Genomic DNA, 21160 nt, shown 5'->3' on the forward strand with positions numbered 1-21160 from the left:
TCACCCCCAACAACACTCCTATATATGAAGCTTTATCCCACATTAGTGAACAGTAAAACCCCACTGATTAAAGTTTCACTCTATTGAATCATCATCGAGGTGATATAAACCTTTTCTACTTTACCCTCTTGCATGAGAGCATTGACCTTCTCTTTTACCGTATTCTCAATGGTCTGTTTACCCTTTTTTCCTTCTAATTCACTAGACTTCATCTCAGATAATTCCTCTATGATGACATTATTAACTTGGAAAACTCTTTTTTCTAATTCTTCTTTTGCTTCCTTACTATCTGTTTGGACTTTAAAAGATATACGAATATAATCATTGCCTGATAAATTAGTCGTTATTTCAGGTATATCCACCGAAGCTTCAATTACTTCCTCAATAGATGGTTCCTTCGCTTCTGCATCTTTATCATCTAACTTAAAAATGACTACTAATGCAATAACTCCTACTAGTAAGATCGTAACCAAAATAATTAACATAATTGTAAGCATTTTATTCTTCATTATTTACACCCCCTGCTGGAAGTCTGCCAAGTAAGTTAACTTCTTTGTAAAAAGAGATGGTACGTTGATAAACTACCTCTGCAGATTCTCTAACAACATATCTTCTGCCGTTCGTAAGCAATATCGCCGTATCTGGGAATGACTCAATTGTTTCTATATTAAGTGCATTTATTATAAATTCTTTCCCATTCAATCTTGTTAAAGTAATCAATATAGATCGGGGCTGATCCGTAAATGCCTAACTCCTCCTAATTTAATATTACACAGTGCATTTTACATTATTTCGTACTGTTAATTTCCGGAAAATACCAGGCGCTTTTTCATTGGATCAGTCCCTTCCCCCTTACCATGCTATTATCGTTTTAAATTAACAAGCTCTTGTAAGATTTCATCTGAAGTTGTGATGATTCTTGTATTTGCTTGGAAACCACGTTGAGCAGTGATCATTTCTGTGAATTCTTCTGAAAGGTCGACGTTGGACATTTCAAGTGAACCAGATTGAAGGCTCCCTCGGCCTTCCCCTGCTACTCCAACATTCGGCAAACCAGAGTTATTGGAAGCTTGGAATAAGTTATTTCCTGCTTTCGTCAAACCTTCTGGGTTGGAGAAGGTAGCTAGTGCTAATTGACTAACTACCCGTACTTCTCCATTAGAGTACACGCCGTTAACTTCACCGGAAGATCCGATGTTGAAGCTTTCTAGAGAACCTTCTGCATTTCCATCGACGGTGTCCACGTTAGCAGAATTGGAGCTATCGAATTGGGTGATATTTGAGAAGTCTAGGTTTACCTCTTGTCCTTGCACAGCACCATTTGGTGGGTTTATAGTTATGGGTTTAATAGGATTAGCTGGATCTAATCTTAAATTCCCTTGTTCATCGAATTTCAGTGCACCTGATGATGGAGTAGCTGAAGTATCCAATACTCCTAGAACGGGTGGTGTAGCAGATGGGTCTGCAGATGGGTCTGTAACTTCATATTTCCATTCTTTTTCTGCTGTTTTAATTAAAGTAACCTTCAAATCAATGTCCTGCCCCAAAGAATCTTTCACTGTAAAATCAATAGCAATAGCACCGTCAGCTACACCGTCACCATCTGTATCATCAAACACACCATCTCCATCTGTATCAGTAGCAATTGGCTGGGAAGCTTTCAAATTCCCATCAAATGTCACATTCCCTGTTGCCTGAGGTGGTATCGTAGCATCTGAATCAATAATAATATCGCCTAAAGCATTTTGTACGGTACCATCGGCATTAACTCCGTATCCTTGTACTAAGTTACCTTGTCCAGTAACCAAGCTCCCGTTTGAGTCTAAATAAAAATTCCCTGCACGTGTATACATTTCGTTATTTCCATTACGAACAGTGAAAAATCCATCTCCAGAAACCGCTACATCAAGTGCTCTTCCTGTTGTTTGTAAACTCCCCTGTGTATGAATAGTGTCGATAGTAGATAAGGAAGCTCCTAAACCAACTTGCTGGGCATTTTGTCCGCCACGGTTTTCTGTTGCACGGCTTGCTCCAGATATCGTTTGGTTCATTAAATCTTGGAATGTTGCACGTCCCTTTTTAAATCCATACGTGTTTACGTTTGCGATATTATTACCGATTACATCAAGTTTTGTTTGGAAGTTTTTCATTCCACTTATACCTGAATACATTGAACGTAGCATGATTATTTTCCCCTTTCTATTTTGGCTGCGTCTGTCATTTAGCAGCTTTCAGGCTTCCTATAAAAGGTCCAGCCTATTAATCTATCAAAATTGTTCCATTTATATTTGTAAAAATTTGCGAACTCGCTTCTTCCCGATCAAGTGCTGTTATAACCGTTTGATTTTTAGCACTAATGATTAATGCTGAATCTTTCAGTATAACAAGGGAATCGGTTACACCTTTTTGCTTTGCTTCTGATATTTTTGATTGAATTTGATTCCACGTATCGTGATTAATCGAAATTCCTCTTTGCTCCATTCGCGCTTTTGCATGTTTACTAACTTGAAGTTCCGTTTGATTACCTATTGCTTGATTTAGCTGTTGTGCAAATGATGTCTTATAATCAGCAATTTTTTTACTAGTTTTCTGGGTTGGGAAAGTTGACGTAGTAGGTTGAGATGGAACACGATGTGTTACATTTCTTTCCATACAACCACTCCCTCTATGATTCTATTTTTGTTAATTCGCTCGCTTGGATTTTCTCCCCGTTATCTGTATGAAGCCAGATTTGCCCATCTTTTTGTGAAACAGATGATACAAGCCCTGAGTTTGCTTCATCTTCATTTCCCCAGGCTACTGTTTTACCAATTAACATTGATGCGTTTACCAACGAACTTTCCGAAGAAGTGGCTCCACTATTCATCTGTGAAATATTACCAGGGGTTAAAATTGTTCCATCATCCATGATGAATTCAACTGTATCGTTTTTAAATCGAATCCCATTGATTGTCCCTGTTCCCTCTTGTATCTGAGGCTCTTCACTATCTTCAGACTCCACTACTTTATGCCATGTTACTTCCTTCCCAACAAAACTGTTGTAAGAAATCAATTGTGATTGCGTTTGCTTTTCTATAAATTTCTCCATCGTTGTTGTCAAATTTGTCATTTGCTCTAATGATGAAAAAGTTGCCATTTGTGCAATAAACTCTTTATCATCCATCGTGTTCATTGGATCCTGATTTTGTAGCTGTGTCATTAGAATTTTAAGAAAATCATCTTTTCCTAAAGTGTCTTTTCCACCTTCACGTTGTTGCGTTTGCAACGACGAGTATAAAAGACTTGGATCGATTTTTGTCATGTTTATCACCTATATTTCTATATTCATTAACAACTCTTTAAAAGACGCTTCTTCCTCATCACTCTGTTGTTGATCTGTTGATGATTGTTGGTCATTTCGATTATCGCGAGTCGTCTGCTGTTGGTTTTGACCTCGATCTTGACGGTGTGATTCCGACAGTGCTTGTGCTATTTCAATCTTTTCAACAGGCAAATTTTGACTACTAAAAGCCTGCTTTAACCCATGTAATTGGGAGTCTAGCAATTCTTTTGCAGAAGCAGTTGTTGCTAATATTTTTGCTGTCATCACACCATTTTGTTGAAGCAGTTCAATCCGTAATGACCCAAGATTTTCTGGATATAATTTGATTAACATTTTTGTCGTATTTGGTTGCGAGAAAAGCTGTGATTTACCAAGGACTTTTGCAAACTCATTAACAAATTTCTCGAAGCTTCCACTTCGGTTTGTCTCGCTTACTATTAACGAGAACTGCTCTGTTTTTGGTAATGAAAAATGCACATGATTACTTTGTAATGTCCCTTGCAGCTTTTGCACAGTACTTTCCATTACTTTTGGGTTTTGTGCCATTTTTTCGATTACTTGTACGTCATTTGTCCCATTTTTAATGGATCCAGTCTCCGTACTTCCCATTTGTCGATTATAAGCTTGCTTTAGTTGATCAGACCATTTACTGCTCAGCGGCAGTACTTCCTTGATCACACTTTCTAGCTTGCTTACTAAACTCTTCAGCAATTGTTGTAATTCAGTAACTTTCCTGGCATCAATAAAATGAAGATCTTTTTGGCCTCCAAGTAGCTCAACAATTTTCGCAAGCTTTACCGTTTCTTCCATTGTTTGTTGATTTAGTTTCAGCATATCTTCTGCAGGAGCTTGTTGCATAAGTTGAAACGCCTGCATAACTAATTCCTCTAATTCGATATCTTCTTCAACTTTCATGTCAGGAATATTTTTCACCAATTCACTATGAAGTTGAGATACACTCTCGGTAAAACTTTTAATGTCTACATTTAATACAGATAAAATGTCTTTCATCGATACGTTAGGGAGCATTTTCAACTCCGTTATTTGGTCTCCCGATAAACTTGGAATATCTTTTAAATCTTCTCCTTGGAAAAGATTTAATATCTCCATGAGCCCTTCTAAAGTACCTGTTAAAGATTCGCTTGACTCTCCTTCGTTCTGTTGACCAGAAATTTGTCCTAATATATTCGAAAAATCTACAGAAGAACCTTGATTAGACTTTATACCGTCTTTTACAGAACCAAGACCTCCGCCTGTCACGGAAGTTAGTAACGTACCTACATTCACTTCTTTCACCCCCTTTCAACCAAGAACAATCGCATTCTTACTCACTATCACTATCTGTTGATAACAAACCTGTGTAAATAGCAGCGTCTGCTGGAGGCATTTTCTCTAAAATTTTCGCAAGTGTTTCTGGTTTCACATTTGATAATATTTTTATTGCTTCACTATCTTCCATCTCCAAAATGACTGGAGCTGCACTTTTTGCCGACATTGTTTCAAATGTACTTACAACTTCCTTAAATGCTCGCTTGTTTTCTTTTTGAATTTGCATTAATTCTTCAATTTGATCTTGCAACTGTTGTTTTTCAGCTTGTAGTTGCTCTTGATCATTTTCCTGACTGTCTATTTTACCTTGAAGCTGTGAAATTTTTGCTTCTTTATCTTCTATTTCTGCTTGCAAGGACACGACTTTCGTTTCTAGTCTTTCGATGCTTTCTTTTTCCTCTGTTGGAATTACTTTTTCTACAAAAGGAATATTTGAACCTATTGCTTTCGCTTTTTCAAAAACATTGATACCAGCAACCGTCATTACAACTAACGTAATAACAACAGCAAATAGAATTGGAATTACTACCGTAAATAGAATCCATTGAAACCGAGTAAACGATTTATCACTTTTTTCTTTTTTTCCTGTCTTAGCCATTGATATCACCTAATTCCTCGGTTCATAAATTGTGTAACACTAACTTCATCAAGTTGCTTTCCTTCATCGTTTTTTATCGCTTGTAAAAAGACGTTGAAGTCTTTTTCTTTTAACTTTTCATATTTCTTTACTTCGACATTCATTTCGGTCAGTTTTTCTTCATACCAATACATTCTGCTGCGTGCTTGCATTACCTGTTCTTGAAAATAAGAGATTGTTTTCTCCAAATTCATAATAAATTGCTGGTGATGACGAATATCTTGAACAGATAAGCCAGTCTGCAGTTTATCAAGCTGAAATGCTTCAATATTTTCTTTTTTCTTTAAATACGTATATAACTTTTCCGCAACCTCTTCAAACTTCGCCACGGACTCTTTATAGACATTATGAGCTTCGTCTTTTTCTCTTTCTTTTAATGAAAGGATTTTTTGAAATTTAAATTCATAACTCATGAACCTGCATCACCTTTATTAGCTAATTGAACAAGACCTTGAATGCTTTGCTGCTGCGTTATTTTTTCGTTTACTCCCTGTTTTAGAAAGGAAATTATTTTTGGGTAAAACAGGATGCTCTCGTCAATCTCTCTTGAACTTCCTTTTTTATATGCTCCGATTTGAATTAAATCTTCAGAATTTGTATACGTACTTAGTAGCTCTCGAATTCTTTCGGAAGCTTTTAAATGCTCTGGCGAAGCAAGGTGATTGATAAGGCGACTGACACTCTTTAACACATTAATTGCAGGATACTGCCCCCTATTAGCAATATCTCGGTCCAAGATAATATGTCCATCCAAAATTCCTCTCACTGTATCAGAAATTGGCTCATTAAAATCGTCGCCATCTACTAACACAGTATAGAAAGCTGTAATACTTCCCTTTACATTGGTTCCTGTTCTTTCTAATAATTTTGGTAATAAGGCAAAAACAGATGGTGTATATCCTTTTGTTGTTGGTGGTTCTCCAACTGCAAGTCCAATTTCACGCTGAGCCATCGCCACCCGTGTAACAGAATCCATCATGAGCATGACATTCATCCCTTTATCTCGGAAGTACTCAGCTATTGCTGTAGCAGTTAATGCACCTTTTATTCGCATTAGTGCTGGCTGATCAGATGTAGCAGCCACTACGATCGTTTTCCTCAGACCTTCTTCGCCTAAATCTCTTTCAATAAATTCGCGAACTTCTCTTCCACGTTCTCCTATAAGGGCGATTACATTAATGTCCGCATTCGTATTTCTTGCAATCATTCCAAGTAGTGTACTTTTTCCGACTCCACTTCCGGCAAAAATTCCGACACGCTGCCCTTTCCCTACCGTTAACATACTATCGATCGCTTTTACACCGACTTCTATTTTTTCGTCTATTGGCGGTCTTGACAGCGGATTGGGAGGGTCCTGCTCCGTAAAAGTTGTATTTAACCCTTTTGGAAGCTTTCCGCCATTTATTGGTTGTCCAAGCGAGTCCACTACTTTTCCGATAAGAGAGGGGCCTACTTTAATTTCTAGTGGTTTTGTCGTCGCTTCCACTAGACTACCTGGTGAAATGTCTTGCATATTAGTAAAGGGCATTAAAATAACTAAATCATTATTAAAACCTACAACTTCGGCTTGAATTATCCGCTGTGTACCACGACTGTTTATATGAATATAACAAACTTCTCCAACAGAACTTTCAGGACCTTGGGATTCTATCATGAGTCCAACTACCCGTTTGACTCTCCCATATTTTTTAAATGTTGGAATAGTTGCAATATGTTCGATTAAGTCAGATGCCTTCATTCTTTCTCACCTTCAAGGATAGTAAAAAGCTTTTCTTTCAATTCATTTAATTGACTATCAACACTTACGACTACTCGACCTTGATTCGTCTCAATGAAACAATCATTTTCAGAAAGCTCGTCATTGGCGTACAGATAACATTGTACATTTGCTGGAAAAACAGCTTCAAGTTCATCCTTATTCGATTCTAATAGGGTGTATTTTGATGGATGAATATGCAGTTGTACCTCCGTTAAATCCCTTACTTCTTTTAATCCTCTTCGGACTAGAGGTAAAAATAACTCAGGTGAATCCTCAAGCTTACTACCCAAAATTCTTTCAGCAGTTGTTATCGCAATATCGAGGATTACACCTTCCGCTTTCTCAAGCAAGTCATAGTATTCCTTTTTTGCTACCTCGGTAATGGTGTTGGCTTCCTCTAGTTTCCCGCTATATTCTGCAAAAGCTTTTTCTTTCCCGTCCGCTTCACCCAAGCGGACCCCTTCATCGTACGCTTCCTTTATCAGCACTTCTTTTTCTGATTGCCACTGTTCTTTCTCTTGCTGAATTTTCTCTTGAATTTGCTGTAATTCTGCTTGAGCATTGTCTATTATCGAGTTTGCTTTCTCCGTAGCTTTCTCTATCAGTTTTTCTTGTTTCAAATGCATTTCCTCTAAAGATATTTCTTCTTCTACAACTGAATTTACTTTCTCTGTTCTAATTGTTTTTACAGAAATGATTTTCGACTTATTTTCATTTGAAACAGCGTTGGAGGACTTAATAATTTTAGACAATAATATCATCCCCTCCACCGCGGGCTATGATAATTTCTCCAGCTTCTTCTAATCTACGGATAACAGCTACGATTCTTGACTGAGCTTCTTCTACCTCTTTCAAACGAACTGGTCCCATAAACTCCATTTCTTCTTTAAAAGTATCGACCATTCTGCTTGACATATTGCGGAATACAATCTCTTTCACTTCATCACTAGAAACTTTAAGCGATAGCAATAGATCTTCATTTTCACAATCACGTATAACACGCTGAATAGAACGGTTATCCAATGTGACAATATCTTCGAATACGAACATTCTCTTTTTAATCTCTTCTGCTAACTCTGGATCTTGAATTTCAAGGGCATCCAGAATCGTTCTTTCTGTAGACCGATCGACACCATTTAGCACTTCAACAACGGATTCGACGCCTCCAGTTTGCGTATAATCTTGGGTGACAGTGGTGGAAAGTTTTCTTTCTAGAATTGCCTCCACTTCACTAATTACTTCTGGAGATGTACTATCCATCAATGCGATTCTTCGAGCAATATCAGCCTGAACTTCTTGTGGAAGCTCAGATAGGATTTGACCAGATTGCTGCGGCTCTAAATAGGATAGGATTAGTGCGATTGTCTGCGGGTGCTCATTTTGAATAAAATTCAAAATTTGTGCCGCATCCGCCTTTCTTGCAAAATCAAATGGTCTTACCTGTAAAGATGATGTTAGGCGATTAATAATCGCAGAAGCCTGGTCGTTTCCAAGAGCCTTCTCTAATACTGTTTTTGCATACCCAATACCGCCTTGTGATATATAATCTTGAGCAAGAGCAATACTATGAAATTCTTCTAAAATTCCTTCTTTCGCTTCAGACTCCACTTTTTTTACGCCGGAAATTTCTAGTGTCAATCGCTCTATTTCCTCTTCCGTTAAATGTTTATAGACAGAAGCGGACACATCCGGGCCAAGGGAGATAAGGAGAATGGCAGCTTTTTGTCTGCCGGTTAATTCTTTTTCTTTTCTAGCCACGTTCAACCTCTCCTCCTATTCATCAGCCAGCCAAGTTCTCAATAACTTAGCAAATTCTTCTGGTTTTTCTTTTGCCATTTTTTCTAGTTGCTTTCTCCTCAATGAACTTTCTGTTTCCGGTTCATCATTTACATCAGGCATATCAATTTGTTCTTCTGTTTCTTCATATATAAATTCTTCTTCCTGCTCTTTTTTCTTTTTAGAACGTATCATGAAGAAAATTAGGAGCGCTATAACCGCTAACAGAATGCCACCAATAACATAAGTCCACCATGGTAAAAATGGTTTTGCTTCTTCCTCGAACTCCATTTTCCCATTAAATGGCTGTACCGATACGACTACTTTATCCTCAATCGCTTCTTCTGTTAATTCTGGTGCAGCATCTTTGTCTATTGAAGTTTCTACAATAGTAGATAGTACTTGGCGAATATCCTCTACCCTATCCTGTGGAAGTGAATTTGGATCTTCAGGATCAGGTGGTTCTACCATTACTTGAATTCCAATATCCCTAACTTTATATGGACTTTCTACGATTTCTTTTTTTATTCTATTTACTTCGTTATTGATTGTTTCTTCTACTCGTTCATAATCACCATTAGATTCGGTACCTTCTTGATAGGTTTCACCCGTGTTTGTTACGTCTTCATCCCCAGCACCAGGAGTTCCCATAGCACCAGCGCCTTCACCCGTATATGTTTCCGTGATTCGCTGAGCACTAACAGCTATTCCTTCCATATTTTCTTCATCAACAGGCTCAACAAGATTTTCTTCCCTGTTTTCTTGTGTGAAGTCAATATCTGTGCTAACGGAAACAACGACTTTATTAAAACCGATTAACGTCCCTAACATGTTTTGCACTTGACGTTGTAAATCTCGTTCGATTTCTTTCTTTATACTCATTTGCTGTGTAAAATCGCCTGCAAATGAATTATTTTGATTTTCTAAATCAAAATACTCAAAATATTGGTTCATGATGACGATATTATCAGTAGGAAGATTTGGAACACTTTTTGATACCAAATGATACAATGATTTTATTTGCTTTGGATCAAAGTCCATTCCCGGTTTTGTATTAAGCACAATGCTCGCTGAAGCTTCTTGCGCTTGATCATTAAGAAAAATTTCCTTTTCAGGTAAATTGATCATTACCTTGGCATCTTGAACTCCATCGACTCCTTTAATTAAGTCAGCAAGTTCTGACTGCATTGCATCAAGTTTTAATACATTAAATTCATTGTCCGTCATCCCAAAACCAGCATTCTCACTAAAAAATGAGTAGTCGATGCTACCTGACTTCGGAATGCCTTCTGCAGCCAATTCTACTTTTAACGTATCTACCTGTTCTTTCGGAACATTTATAGTGCTACCACCGTCGGTTATTTCTGATTGTATCCCTCTACCATCAAGATTCTCTTTAATTGTTCCGGTTTCTGAAGGAGATAGATTGCTATACAACGGAACTAGAGTGGTTCTAGTAGCAAAAAAACTAGCAGCAGTGACCGCAATGATCACCGCAAGAACAGATATCCCCATTATTACTTTTTGTTTTTTTGATCTGCTAGACCAAAACGTCTTCATTTGTGTTTGATATTTTTTTATCGTTTCGTTCATTACAATCCCCCGGTTAATACAGCCAGTTCTTTCAGCTATAAAATTACATAGGCATTCTCATTATTTCTTGGTACGCTTCGACTACTTTATTTCGAACTTCCATCGTAGTCTGTAACATGATACTTGATTTTTGAGAAGCAATCATTACTTGGTGCAAGTCTACGTCTTCTCCTCTAGCAAGTTTTTCTGTTAATCTATCAGATTGAATTTGTGAGCTATTTACTTGATCAATTGACTTTTTCAAAAAATCTGCAAAGCTTTGCTGGGTTTCAGCAGGTTTCATATTATTTTTTGTATTCAACGGACTTACCGGAGAGGTTAAGGCAGAAGATATATTATGAATAGCCATGATAGTTATTTCCCTCCTTATTTACCAATTTCAAGTGACTTCATTAGCATTGCTTTATTTGCATTAAAAACAGTTACGTTTGCTTCGTATGACCTCGTTGCAGAAATAAGGTCTACCATTTCCCGTAATGGGTCAACATTCGGGTACTGTACGTACCCATCTTCATTTGCGTCCGGATGCTCCGGATCATAGACCATTTTAAAGGGTGTTTCCGTATCCTCTTGAATTTCTGTTACTTTAACACCATTTCCAATTTGTTGATTATTTTTCGTATTCATTGCTTGGTTAAGAAATGTTGAAAACTGTCCTTCTTTCGGCTGAAAGACAACAGACTTTCTGCGATACGGTTCCCACACGCCATCAACGTATTTTCCCCTTGTTGTATCAACATTCGCCATATTAGAGGAGATAACATCCATTCTCAAACGCTGAGACGTTAAAGCAGATGCAGTATTATTCATGCTATGAAAGATCGACATTGTTATTTCCCTCCTCTAATGACAGACTGCAATGACTGGAATTTACCATTAATCCGATCTGACAAAGCATTAAAGTAAATTTGATTTGTTGCAAGCTCTGACATTTCCTTATCAAGATCTACTCCATTGCCGTTATGATTATATTGATAATTACTTTTTACCGTTACAGCCGGGTGTGTTCCCTGTTGTTTAAAGCTTATATGTCTTGGATCAGTACGGTTAGCATCTAGCTGATGAAGTGATTGTTGAAACATTGACTGAAAGCTTACTTGTTTTGCTTTGTAGTGAGGTGTATCAACATTAGCTATATTTTGAGATATCACCTTTTGATTAAGGGAGGAATAATCTAGTCCTTTTTCCAATGTAGAAATAGTATTGGAAAATAAATTCATTATTGACACCTCTATCCATAATTTTGACATTAATATTTCAATTTTGACATTAATTTTAAGCCAGGTTTCATTTTAAAGTGAATTTCTTGGTGTGTCTATGGAGAAAATAGTAATTTTTTGTCGAAAAAAGAGAAAAATTTGCAAAAACCATAACCTTAGACCTATTGCTTCAGTTGTCTTTACAGTTAAAAATACGACAATATTACATAATTGTTACAATCTTATTTTAACAACATACATTTCATTGCTCTACAGGTTTGTTTTACCAATTTCCACTCAAAAAAAAAGCGACCCCTACATCGAGACCGTTTTACCAGCAGTAACCTAACATACATTCTACATATTAGACTATATTGTTGGTAACCCGGCTGCCGTAAAGTAGTACACTTGATAGGCCCGTAGCTTTGCGTCCTCTTCTTTCGAATGAGTTTGCCCTTATCTATTGTCGAAAAGCGTCGTAAAAAGCTATATATACATTTTACTATTTGAACTCAATATGACAAGGCCTAAACAGCAATTTAATTTGGGTCTTTTTCCTCATTTTGCTATCTTTATAACTATTTTTATTACGGTTTTCGACAATTATTTATATATCACTTTTCCTAAATACGCTATAAAACGACAAAAACCGATTCTTCCATTATAGGAGAATCGGCTTTGTTTTACCATAAATATTAGTCATTTTTTAAGAAGTCATTGTATTCTTTCCTAACATCAACTGTTCTATCTATGAGATTTACATTTAACACTAATCGCACGAATTACCTGCAGCTTTAATTTTAGTTCGTTCTTAGTTTATCTAATTCAACTAGGAATTTGTTATTTAATACTTTAATATAAGTACCTTTCATTCCTAATGAGCGAGATTCGATAACCCCTGCACTTTCTAATTTACGTAATGCATTTACGATAACAGATCTAGTGATTCCTACACGGTCAGCTATTTTGGAAGCTACAAGCAACCCTTCATTGCCATTCAACTCTTCAAAAATATGTTCAATTGCTTCCAATTCACTGTAAGAAAGGGAGCTAATCGCCATTTGTACTACCGCTTTACTACGCGCCTCTACTTCAATTTCTTCTGCTTTTTCACGAAGGATTTCCATACCTACAACTGTTGCACCATACTCACCAAGAATTAAATCATCGTCTTCAAATCTTTCTTGTAGACGTGCAAGAATTAGTGTACCTAAACGTTCTCCTCCACCGATAATTGGAACAATCGTAGTTAACCCTTTGTTAAATAATTCTTTATTTTCAACAGGAAAAGCTGTGTATTCACTGTCTACATCCAAGTTAGGTGATGTTTCTTGAATATTAAAAAGGTTTTGTGTATATTCTTCAGGGAATTGACGATCTTCAAGCATCTGTTTCATACGCTCATTTTCAATTTGTTGATTAATTGCATATCCAAGTAATTTGCCTCGTCTACTTACAACGAATACGTTCGCTTCAATTACTTTGCTTAATGTTTCTGACATTTCTTTGAAATTCACCGGCTTACCTGCTGCCTTTTGCAGCATTGCATTAATTGTTCTTGTTTTCTGTAATAAATTCATTATCATTTCCTCCTACTAGGTTTAAAATATGTCTATTACTTAATAGTTTATTTAATCTCTCTTCATTTACCCTACTAACTATTTCTCCAAACCTACAAGATAAACTGACTAAGGTCTTTGTCTTGTGCTATAACGCTAAGCTTGTCATCCACATAGTTTGGAGTAATTTGTATAGTTTCAAGGTTTATATCTGGAGCTTCAAATGAAAGATCCTCTAAAAGCCTTTCCATAATTGTATGGAGCCTTCTTGCTCCGATATTATCGGTACTTTGGTTAACATTATAGGCAATTTCTGCTAGTCTATGAATAGCATCGTCAGAAAATTCAATTTGTATACCTTCTGTTTCCATTAAAGCAATATATTGCTTAATGATTGCATTATCCGGTTCAATTAAAATACGTTCAAAATCTTCTACATTCAACTTTTGAAGTTCTACACGAATCGGAAAGCGCCCTTGTAATTCAGGAATTAAATCTGATGGCTTTGCAGTATGAAAAGCTCCCGCGGCAATAAACAAAATATAATCTGTTTTCACAGACCCATATTTCGTTACTACTGTTGAACCCTCTACTATCGGTAAAATATCGCGCTGAACACCTTCCCTTGATACATCTGCAGAAGACTGACCGGAGCTTTTACTGGCAACCTTATCAATTTCATCAATAAATATTATTCCAGATTGCTCTGCACGACTAATAGCTTCTTGCGTAACCTCATCCATATCAATTAATTTTTGAGCTTCTTCGTTAGTTAATACAATACGAGCCTCACTAACCCTTAATTTTCTTTTTTTCTTCTTTTTTGGCATAAAGTTACTTAATGCATCTTGCATATTCATTCCCATTTGTTCCATACCAGAACCTTGAAGCATATCAAACATAGATGGTTGCTGTTCATCTACTTCAACCGTTATTACCTCTTGTTCTAATTCACCGTTTTTCAACTTGTCGCTGATAGTTCTCCGTTTATCACGCAATGACATTTCTTCTTGCTTTTCATCATCTTTTTCTTCAGATTGTGACCCTTCTCCACCGAAAATCATTTCAAATGGGTTTTTATATGAACTAGATTTTTTCTTTGAAGGCACTAATAGCTCCACAAGTCTACGATTAGCATTTTCAGCTGCTCTTTCTTTTACATGCTGCATTTTCTCTTCTTTCACAAGGCGTACAGAAGTCTCTACAAGATCTCTTACCATTGACTCTACGTCCCTACCAACATAGCCAACTTCTGTGAATTTTGTTGCTTCCACTTTAATGAATGGTGCACCCACAAGTTTTGCCATTCTTCTAGCAATTTCCGTTTTCCCCACACCTGTAGGTCCCATCATTAAAATATTTTTCGGAACAACCTCTTCACGAAGCTGTTCTTTTAACAGGCTACGGCGATACCTATTACGCAACGCCACAGCTACAGCCCTTTTCGCTTCTTTCTGACCAACAATATATTGATCTAATCGATCGACAATTTGTCTAGGTGTTAAATTATCCGTATTCATTATAAGGCACACTCCTTTGTCTAGCCACTATAGCTAACAATTGAATTTATAGACATACCATTTAAACGAAATATTAACAACAGTTAATGTACTTAGTGAAAATAATATTATAAGCTTTCTACAATAATATTCGTGTTCGTATATACACAAATGTCTGCAGCAACATCAAGGGACGCCTTTGCAATTTCACTAGCTGACATATATTCGCCAGCATGTTGTTTCAATGCCCTGCCTGCTGATAACGCATAATTTCCACCAGAACCAATTGCTAGAATGCCGTCATCTGGTTCAATTACTTCACCCGTCCCCGAAACAAGCAGCAAATAATCTTTGTCCATTACAATTAACATCGCTTCTAGTTTTCTCAAAACCTTATCACTACGCCATTGTTTCGCTAATTCTACAGATGCCCGCTGTAAATTTCCATTGAATTCTTGAAGTTTCCCCTCAAACATCTCAAAAAGTGTAAAAGCATCAGCTACAGACCCTGCAAAGCCAGCAAGTACCTTCCCATTAAATAGCTTTCTCACTTTTCTCGCTGTATGCTTCATGACAACTGCATTTCCAAATGTAACTTGACCATCTCCAGACATAGCGACCTCACCGTTATGCCGGACTGCAAAAATTGTTGTTGCGTGGAACTGTTCCATAATTATACCTCCAACATTTAAGCACGAGGATGATGTGCTAAATATGTTTTTCGTAAATGTTCTTTTGTTACATGAGTATAAACCTGTGTAGATGAAAGGTGTGCATGACCCAATAATTCTTGAACGGTTCGTAAATCTGCACCATTGTTTAGTAAATGCGTTGCAAATGTATGTCTCAACATATGCGGATGAATTTTCCCTGTTAACGATGCGGACTCAATAATCTTGTTCAGAATATGACGTATTCCTCTTGGTGTCAGCGGTCCCCCCCTATGGTTAACAAATACATTAGAATGATTATGACCCTTAAGAAGTTTTGGACGGCTCTCATTGAGATAATCTTTCAACGCATCTTGTGCAAAACTACCAAATGGAATATACCTCTCTTTACTTCCTTTCCCTTTGACTAGTACCGTCGATAAAGAGAAATCGATATCTTTCATTTGAACATTTGCACATTCGCTAACACGTACACCTGTTGCATATAAAAGCTCAAATAACGCTCGATTACGAATTTGAAGTGGCTTATCTCCTTCACAAGCTACAAGGATTGCCTCAATTTCTTCCTCGTAAAAAAACTGAGGTAGTTTTTGCTCTTTTTTTGGCTTAGCCACAAAAGAAAATGGATTTGCCATAACAAGCTTCTCACGATTTAAAAATCGATAAAAACTTCTTAGACTTGATATTTTCCTTGAAACCGAGGCCCGTGAAAGTTTCTTTTCATACAAAGAGGTCAGAAATAGCCTTGCATCAAAATACTCGATCACTTCTAGCGAATTCAAACCTTGTTCCTTCATAAATACGTACAACTCTTCAATATCATGACGATAATGTTCAATGGTATATGTAGAATAATTTTTCTCAATTTGTAAGTATTCTGTAAATGATTGTAATAAAGCCTTTAATTCCTCATTCATATTAAACACCTCACAAGGGCTACTAAATAGTAACACAACTTAGAAGCCTATGCAATAAAGTTTACAAATTTTTCACAAATTTCTGAATTGTCTCCAATGCTCTAGTTGCATATTGTTCATTACGCTCTTTTTTTGCTCTTATTTTTTGAGCCAGTTCTGGAAACAACCCAAAGTTTGCGTTCATCGGTTGGAAGTTTTTTTCGTTTGCAGTCGTAATATATTTCGCCATACTTCCCATCGCTGTCTCAAGGGGAAGTTCCACTGGCTCTTCTTTAGAAGCTAGCCTCGCTGCATTTATCCCTGCTATTAAACCGCTTGCTGCTGATTCAACATAGCCTTCCACACCTGTCATTTGTCCTGCAAAGAATAGATTTTCTCGCTTTTTAAATTGATAAGTTGACTTTAATACTTTAGGTGAGTTGATAAAAGTGTTGCGATGCATCACACCGTAACGAACAATTTCAGCATTCTCTAACCCTGGAATCATGCGAATTATTTCTTTTTGCGGTCCCCATTTCAAATGTGTCTGAAATCCAACAATATTATAAAGTGTCCCTGCACCGTCATCTTGGCGTAATTGAACTACTGCATACGGTCTTTTTCCCGTTTTAGGGTCTTCTAAACCAACTGGTTTCATCGGACCAAATAACATTGTTTTTCTGCCACGTTTCCCCATTACCTCTATTGGCATACACCCTTCAAAAAAAAACTTCCTTTTCGAATTCTTTTAACGGAACGGTTTCTGCTGCAATTAGCGCTTCATAAAAACGATCAAATTCTTCTTTTGTCATCGGGCAGTTTAAATATGCAGCCTCCCCTTTATCATAACGAGACTTTAGATAAACTTTGTCTAAGTTAATGGAATCTTTTTCAATAATCGGTGCCGCAGCATCATAAAAATATAAATAATCCTCACCCGTTAATGCTCTTAATCTATTTGCTAAACTTTCACTTGTCAGTGGTCCAGTTGATATAACCGTTATTCCTTCTGGGATATCTGTCACTTCTTCATTCATTACGGTTACATTCGGGTGATATTTAACCTTTTTCGTAACATTTGCCGCAAATTCATGACGATCCACAGCCAATGCTCCTCCGGCAGGTACAGAACTATTATCAGCTGAGCTAATTATGACAGAATCTAAGTTTCTCATTTCCTCTTTTAATACACCAACTGCGTTTGTTAACGTATTTGCTCTGAGAGAATTACTACAAACAAGTTCTGCAAATTTATCTGTATGATGTGCAGGTGTTTGGCGAACTGGCCTCATTTCGTATAAATTGACTTTGATACCTCTTTTTGCTATTTGCCAAGCTGCCTCACTTCCAGCAAGACCAGCACCTACGACGTTTACTACTGTCATTTCGTTAAACCTCCTGTACATACCATTAACTAAAAAACAATTCTTCGTCGGTTTAAAACATCAACACATACAAAATTGGTCTTATATCTCTTTTTATCTGAGATAATCCTTATTCTTTTACATGTTATCCATTTTGCATTGTACATCAACCTACTCAGGAAAAAAAGTTAAAAGTTTTTGTATTATTAAACCTTTCCATTTTGTATTTAATTTTGACTCTTTTCTCATAGATTGCTGTTTTTACTTATACATTCAGCCCGTAGCGGAAATCAACCCAGTGGGTTAAACTTAGCTTTCCGTTAAAAAGCAACAAACGTTACGAAAATAGCCTTATAAAAACCACTAAACAGGAATAAATACGCAAGCGGCTTGCTCAGAAGCCACAAACTTTTCCGATAAAAAACTTTATCCCCCTGCGAAGAATATTTTATACGTTAACAAATATAAAAGGACCGTCCCAATTGGTGCTTCCATTCACCTTTGGGTCAGTCCCTTTCTAAGTTAAAAAAATGAGTATCAACAAGTTTCCTTTTACTATTTTTGCGGCTCTTCTTTATAGTCACAATTCGTACATTGAACTTGAACACCTTTTTTCAACTTCTTTTCCACTAGAAGCTGTTCACATTTTGGACATTTTCTTTCAATTGGTTTATCCCATGATAGAAAATCACAGTTTGGATACTGATCGCACCCGTAAAAAATTCTTCGTTTTTTACTTTTTCTTTCAATGATATTTCCTTTATCACATTTTGGACATTTAACACCTATTTCTTTTACTATCGGTTTTGTGTTGCGACAATCTGGAAAGTTACTACAAGCCATAAACTTTCCATAACGCCCCATCTTATAAACCATCTCATGTCCACATTCTTCACAGTCCTCGCCAGCAGGTTCATCTCTAATTTCGACTTTTTCCATTTCATTTTCTGCTTTCTCCAAATGCTTTTCAAAGTCACGGTAAAATTCATCAATGATTTGAACCCATTGCACCTTCCCATCTTCAATTGCATCCAAATTACGTTCCATGTTAACGGTAAATTCCACATCAATAATTTCAGGGAAGAACTCTCTCACTAACTGAAGCTTAATTTCTCCTAACTCAGTCGGTATAAAGCGTTTGTTATCCAGCGTAACATATCCCCGCCTCTGAATTGTATCGAGTGTTGGGGCATAAGTTGAAGGACGTCCAATGCCAAGCTCCTCCAAAGTCCGTACTAAACGAGCTTCTGTATAGCGTGGAGGAGGTTGTGTGAAATGCTGTTTCGGGTCGATTAGCTCACTCGTAACTTCATCCTCTTCAGACAATGCAGGAAGGAGATTATCTTTTTCTTCTTTTTGATCGTCTGTTCCTTCAATATAAACTTTCATAAAACCTTTAAATTTAACTTTAGAACCGTTTGCTCGAAAGTTTACATCCCCGTTTACGAGGTCCACACTCATCGTATCCATAATTGCAGGAGCCATTTGACTCGCTACAAAACGTTCCCATATAAGCTTGTAAAGTCGTAACTGATCACGTGATAAAAATTCTTTCATGCTAGCAGGATCTCTTAAAGTACTCGTTGGACGAATAGCTTCATGTGCATCTTGTGCCCCTTGCTTCTTTTTATCTTTTCTTTCAGCTGACTGGGTGTATTCATTACCATATTTATCAACAATATACTCATTGGCTTCTTTCTGAGCTACATCTGATACCCGGGTAGAATCTGTTCTCATATAAGTGATAAGACCGACAGTTCCCTGTTTCCCTATATCAATTCCTTCATACAATTGCTGTGCCAACATCATCGTTTTCTTCGCTCTAAAATTCAGCTTACGAGCTGCCTCCTGTTGCAAAGAAGAAGTCGTAAACGGTGGTGCAGAATTACGCTTTCTTTCCTTTTTTGTTACTTTTTCTATTTTAAATTTATCACCGTTTACTTTAGCTAAAATGTCTTTTACTTCTTGTTCTGATTTCAACTCTACTTTCTTTCCATTAAGGCCGTAGAACGATGCAGAGAAATTACTTTTCCCTTTTTTAAATTCCGCTTCGATGCTCCAATATTCTTCAGGAGTAAAGCTTTTTATTTCATTTTCACGATCTATTATTAGCCGAAGTGCGACTGATTGTACTCGTCCTGCACTTAGGCCCTTTTTCACTTTTTTCCATAATAGTGGACTAATATTATAGCCTACTAAACGGTCTAAAATCCGACGGGCCTGCTGCGCATCAACAAGATCCATATTAATTGGCCGAGGGTGTTTAAATGATTCTTTGATTGCATCCTTCGTAATCTCATTGAATACTACTCTGCAATCAGATGAAATATCTAAGTCTAGGCTGTGTGCTAAATGCCAAGCAATCGCTTCTCCTTCTCTATCAGGGTCGGCTGCAAGATAGATTTTTTTAGCCTTTTTAGCTGCTGTTTTTAATTCTTTTAAAACAGGTCCTTTTCCCCTAATCGTAATATATTTCGGGTTATACTGGTTATCCGTATCGACACCCATTTGACTTTTTGGTAAGTCTCTAATATGCCCCATTGAAGCACGCACTTTGTATTTTTTTCCTAAATATCTTTCAATAGTCTTCGCCTTCGCTGGCGACTCTACTATTACTAAATAATCTGACATCCAATAGCCTCCTTAAAGAGGGAATAAATATGTTTGTAAATGGCGACTTATGTAATCTCTATGAATAAACTAAATGGAATATCTCACTTTTTATTTACATAAAATCAACCTGTTTTTAATAATTATTTCGGTAAATTAAACTTTATTATTATACTTTTTTATTATTCCTGTCAATAATCTTACTTTATATAGAAGGAAACGGTTTCATTAGAGAGGGCTTTGTAATTCCGCCCCACACCTATTTAGAATACCTGTTGCAAAATGTATAACAGATTTAAAACAATTGCAACCTTTTTCTGTTATTTAATAGTAATATTTCTGCTATTCTATACAAATCTCCTCTATAATCCCATAAAAAATGAGGCTGGGACAAATGTGCTCTAGGTGAATAAAAAAACGAACTAATTCTTTCATTTGAAGGCGAATTAGTTCGTTTTTTTTATAAGTCTTCATAAAACTTGTTGTTCTTTTTAACTTGTTCTAGCTGTTGATTGGAGTGCAAGACGAAGACTCCTGCGGGAAAAGCGGAACAGGTGAGACCCCGCAAGAGCGCAGCGCATGTCTAGCTCCAGCGGCTAACTCGCTATGAAAAAGATGAAATACCCTAAAGGCAAAAAGCGCCTTTTGGGTATTTCCCTATTTTCTTCGCGAGCAAAACGAGCCGCTTCCGCTTTTCTCGGAGGCTCACCGACCGCCCGCGGAAAGCGAAGTCTTGACACGGAAATCAACAGCGGTGTGTAACAGTGATTACTAAACAATTTAACCTGACATTGTTCGTCTTTAGGGGATAGTACTTTAGTTATGTCCCAGCCTCATTTCAAAAAAGAAAATTGTCATAATAGATTGCTACGTTAACTTTTAGCAAACATTTTCCTCTGAAAAAACCTTTATTATTACTTGCACTTTAACGTAAAATATCCGTATT

The 21160-nt window shown here is 36.9% G+C and carries 20 protein-coding genes, 1 pseudogene and 1 riboswitch; all 21 genes and pseudogenes read right to left on the reverse strand.

Going from position 1 to position 21160, the window contains the following annotated elements; translation table 11 throughout:
• Positions 1-80: 80 nt before the first annotated feature.
• The 21 genes and pseudogenes from fliL to topA all read right to left on the reverse strand — a co-directional run bounded on the left by fliL (position 81) and on the right by topA (position 20235).
• Positions 81-509 carry a flagellar basal body-associated protein FliL gene (gene fliL, locus ACFSUL_RS18965; protein WP_377937478.1) on the reverse strand — a complete coding sequence of 143 codons (429 nt, stop codon included), beginning with the start codon at positions 507-509 and terminating at the stop codon, positions 81-83.
• Positions 499-720, reverse strand: coding sequence for a flagellar FlbD family protein (locus tag ACFSUL_RS18970; RefSeq protein ID WP_377937480.1), 222 nt, complete (start codon positions 718-720; stop codon positions 499-501). Before ACFSUL_RS18970 ends, fliL begins: the two co-directional genes overlap by 11 nt.
• A 143-nt stretch (positions 721-863) precedes the next feature.
• Entirely contained in the window at positions 864-2183 is a 1320-nt protein-coding gene (locus ACFSUL_RS18975) for a flagellar hook protein FlgE (RefSeq protein WP_377937483.1), read from the reverse strand.
• A gap of 76 nt (positions 2184-2259) precedes the next feature.
• The gene (locus ACFSUL_RS18980; protein ID WP_377937485.1) at positions 2260-2652 is read right to left on the reverse strand and encodes a TIGR02530 family flagellar biosynthesis protein; all 393 of its coding nucleotides are present in this window, start codon (positions 2650-2652) and stop codon (positions 2260-2262) included.
• 13 nt (positions 2653-2665) lie between these two features.
• Positions 2666-3301, reverse strand: a complete 636-nt coding sequence (gene flgD / locus ACFSUL_RS18985) for a flagellar hook assembly protein FlgD (protein WP_377937487.1) — start codon at positions 3299-3301, stop codon at positions 2666-2668.
• 9 nt (positions 3302-3310) lie between these two features.
• The gene (locus ACFSUL_RS18990) at positions 3311-4609 is read right to left on the reverse strand and encodes a flagellar hook-length control protein FliK (RefSeq protein ID WP_377937489.1); all 1299 of its coding nucleotides are present in this window, start codon (positions 4607-4609) and stop codon (positions 3311-3313) included.
• 37 nt (positions 4610-4646) lie between these two features.
• Positions 4647-5249, reverse strand: a complete 603-nt coding sequence (locus ACFSUL_RS18995; protein WP_377937491.1) for a MotE family protein — start codon at positions 5247-5249, stop codon at positions 4647-4649.
• Positions 5250-5254: 5 nt separating this feature from the next.
• On the reverse strand, positions 5255-5701 hold the full coding sequence (fliJ, locus tag ACFSUL_RS19000) for a flagellar export protein FliJ (protein ID WP_377937494.1): 447 nt from the start codon (positions 5699-5701) through the stop codon (positions 5255-5257).
• Complete coding sequence (gene fliI, locus ACFSUL_RS19005; RefSeq protein WP_377937496.1) at positions 5698-7026, reverse strand: flagellar protein export ATPase FliI; 1329 nt, start codon at positions 7024-7026, stop codon at positions 5698-5700. Before fliI ends, fliJ begins: the two co-directional genes overlap by 4 nt.
• Positions 7023-7799, reverse strand: coding sequence for a flagellar assembly protein FliH (gene fliH / locus ACFSUL_RS19010; RefSeq protein ID WP_377937498.1), 777 nt, complete (start codon positions 7797-7799; stop codon positions 7023-7025). The genes fliI and fliH overlap by 4 nt, the downstream gene beginning before the upstream one ends.
• Positions 7792-8805: a flagellar motor switch protein FliG gene (gene fliG, locus ACFSUL_RS19015; protein ID WP_377937500.1), complete on the reverse strand. Its 1014-nt coding sequence runs from the start codon at positions 8803-8805 to the stop codon at positions 7792-7794. The genes fliH and fliG overlap by 8 nt, the downstream gene beginning before the upstream one ends.
• Before the next feature lie 15 nt (positions 8806-8820).
• Positions 8821-10416, reverse strand: coding sequence for a flagellar basal-body MS-ring/collar protein FliF (gene fliF / locus ACFSUL_RS19020; RefSeq protein ID WP_377937502.1), 1596 nt, complete (start codon positions 10414-10416; stop codon positions 8821-8823).
• 43 nt (positions 10417-10459) lie between these two features.
• On the reverse strand, positions 10460-10765 hold the full coding sequence (gene fliE, locus ACFSUL_RS19025; RefSeq protein WP_377937505.1) for a flagellar hook-basal body complex protein FliE: 306 nt from the start codon (positions 10763-10765) through the stop codon (positions 10460-10462).
• 17 nt (positions 10766-10782) lie between these two features.
• Entirely contained in the window at positions 10783-11244 is a 462-nt protein-coding gene (gene flgC / locus ACFSUL_RS19030; RefSeq protein ID WP_071412830.1) for a flagellar basal body rod protein FlgC, read from the reverse strand.
• 2 nt (positions 11245-11246) lie between these two features.
• The gene (gene flgB, locus ACFSUL_RS19035; protein ID WP_377937508.1) at positions 11247-11636 is read right to left on the reverse strand and encodes a flagellar basal body rod protein FlgB; all 390 of its coding nucleotides are present in this window, start codon (positions 11634-11636) and stop codon (positions 11247-11249) included.
• A gap of 355 nt (positions 11637-11991) precedes the next feature.
• A riboswitch (cyclic di-GMP riboswitch) is annotated at positions 11992-12080 on the reverse strand.
• A 335-nt stretch (positions 12081-12415) separates the two neighbouring features.
• Positions 12416-13195 (reverse strand): GTP-sensing pleiotropic transcriptional regulator CodY, encoded by a 780-nt coding sequence (gene codY / locus ACFSUL_RS19040; RefSeq protein ID WP_071412832.1) that lies wholly within the window; start codon positions 13193-13195, stop codon positions 12416-12418.
• Positions 13196-13287: 92 nt separating this feature from the next.
• A complete protein-coding gene (hslU, locus tag ACFSUL_RS19045) occupies positions 13288-14694 on the reverse strand; it encodes an HslU--HslV peptidase ATPase subunit (protein ID WP_377937511.1) in 1407 nt (468 codons plus the stop codon).
• A gap of 107 nt (positions 14695-14801) precedes the next feature.
• A complete protein-coding gene (gene hslV, locus ACFSUL_RS19050) occupies positions 14802-15344 on the reverse strand; it encodes an ATP-dependent protease subunit HslV (protein WP_377937513.1) in 543 nt (180 codons plus the stop codon).
• 17 nt (positions 15345-15361) lie between these two features.
• A complete protein-coding gene (gene xerC, locus ACFSUL_RS19055; RefSeq protein WP_377937515.1) occupies positions 15362-16261 on the reverse strand; it encodes a tyrosine recombinase XerC in 900 nt (299 codons plus the stop codon).
• A 61-nt stretch (positions 16262-16322) separates the two neighbouring features.
• A pseudogene (gene trmFO, locus ACFSUL_RS19060) lies at positions 16323-17646 on the reverse strand (FADH(2)-oxidizing methylenetetrahydrofolate--tRNA-(uracil(54)-C(5))-methyltransferase TrmFO).
• Positions 17647-18159: 513 nt separating this feature from the next.
• On the reverse strand, positions 18160-20235 hold the full coding sequence (topA, locus tag ACFSUL_RS19065) for a type I DNA topoisomerase (RefSeq protein ID WP_377937517.1): 2076 nt from the start codon (positions 20233-20235) through the stop codon (positions 18160-18162).
• Between the last annotated feature and the right edge of the window lie 925 nt (positions 20236-21160).

The organism is Bacillus seohaeanensis (assembly GCF_042684945.1).
Lineage (GTDB): Bacteria > Bacillota > Bacilli > Bacillales > Bacillaceae_B > Rossellomorea > Rossellomorea seohaeanensis.

What these genes read in the sequence shown, in the direction of transcription:
- hslV (WP_377937513.1), bottom strand. Translation starts at nt 15,344, where the DNA reads ATGGAACAGTTCCACGCAACAACAATTTTTGCAGTCCGGCATAACGGT.
- fliL (WP_377937478.1), bottom strand. Translation starts at nt 509, where the DNA reads ATGAAGAATAAAATGCTTACAATTATGTTAATTATTTTGGTTACGATC.
- fliE (WP_377937505.1), bottom strand. Translation starts at nt 10,765, where the DNA reads ATGGCTATTCATAATATATCTTCTGCCTTAACCTCTCCGGTAAGTCCG.
- flgB (WP_377937508.1), bottom strand. Translation starts at nt 11,636, where the DNA reads ATGAATTTATTTTCCAATACTATTTCTACATTGGAAAAAGGACTAGAT.
- hslU (WP_377937511.1), bottom strand. Translation starts at nt 14,694, where the DNA reads ATGAATACGGATAATTTAACACCTAGACAAATTGTCGATCGATTAGAT.
- fliF (WP_377937502.1), bottom strand. Translation starts at nt 10,416, where the DNA reads ATGAACGAAACGATAAAAAAATATCAAACACAAATGAAGACGTTTTGG.
- ACFSUL_RS18995 (WP_377937491.1), bottom strand. Translation starts at nt 5,249, where the DNA reads ATGGCTAAGACAGGAAAAAAAGAAAAAAGTGATAAATCGTTTACTCGG.
- flgC (WP_071412830.1), bottom strand. Translation starts at nt 11,244, where the DNA reads ATGTCGATCTTTCATAGCATGAATAATACTGCATCTGCTTTAACGTCT.
- ACFSUL_RS18980 (WP_377937485.1), bottom strand. Translation starts at nt 2,652, where the DNA reads ATGGAAAGAAATGTAACACATCGTGTTCCATCTCAACCTACTACGTCA.
- xerC (WP_377937515.1), bottom strand. Translation starts at nt 16,261, where the DNA reads ATGAATGAGGAATTAAAGGCTTTATTACAATCATTTACAGAATACTTA.
- codY (WP_071412832.1), bottom strand. Translation starts at nt 13,195, where the DNA reads ATGAATTTATTACAGAAAACAAGAACAATTAATGCAATGCTGCAAAAG.
- topA (WP_377937517.1), bottom strand. Translation starts at nt 20,235, where the DNA reads ATGTCAGATTATTTAGTAATAGTAGAGTCGCCAGCGAAGGCGAAGACT.
- ACFSUL_RS18975 (WP_377937483.1), bottom strand. Translation starts at nt 2,183, where the DNA reads ATGCTACGTTCAATGTATTCAGGTATAAGTGGAATGAAAAACTTCCAA.
- fliJ (WP_377937494.1), bottom strand. Translation starts at nt 5,701, where the DNA reads ATGAGTTATGAATTTAAATTTCAAAAAATCCTTTCATTAAAAGAAAGA.
- fliI (WP_377937496.1), bottom strand. Translation starts at nt 7,026, where the DNA reads ATGAAGGCATCTGACTTAATCGAACATATTGCAACTATTCCAACATTT.
- flgD (WP_377937487.1), bottom strand. Translation starts at nt 3,301, where the DNA reads ATGACAAAAATCGATCCAAGTCTTTTATACTCGTCGTTGCAAACGCAA.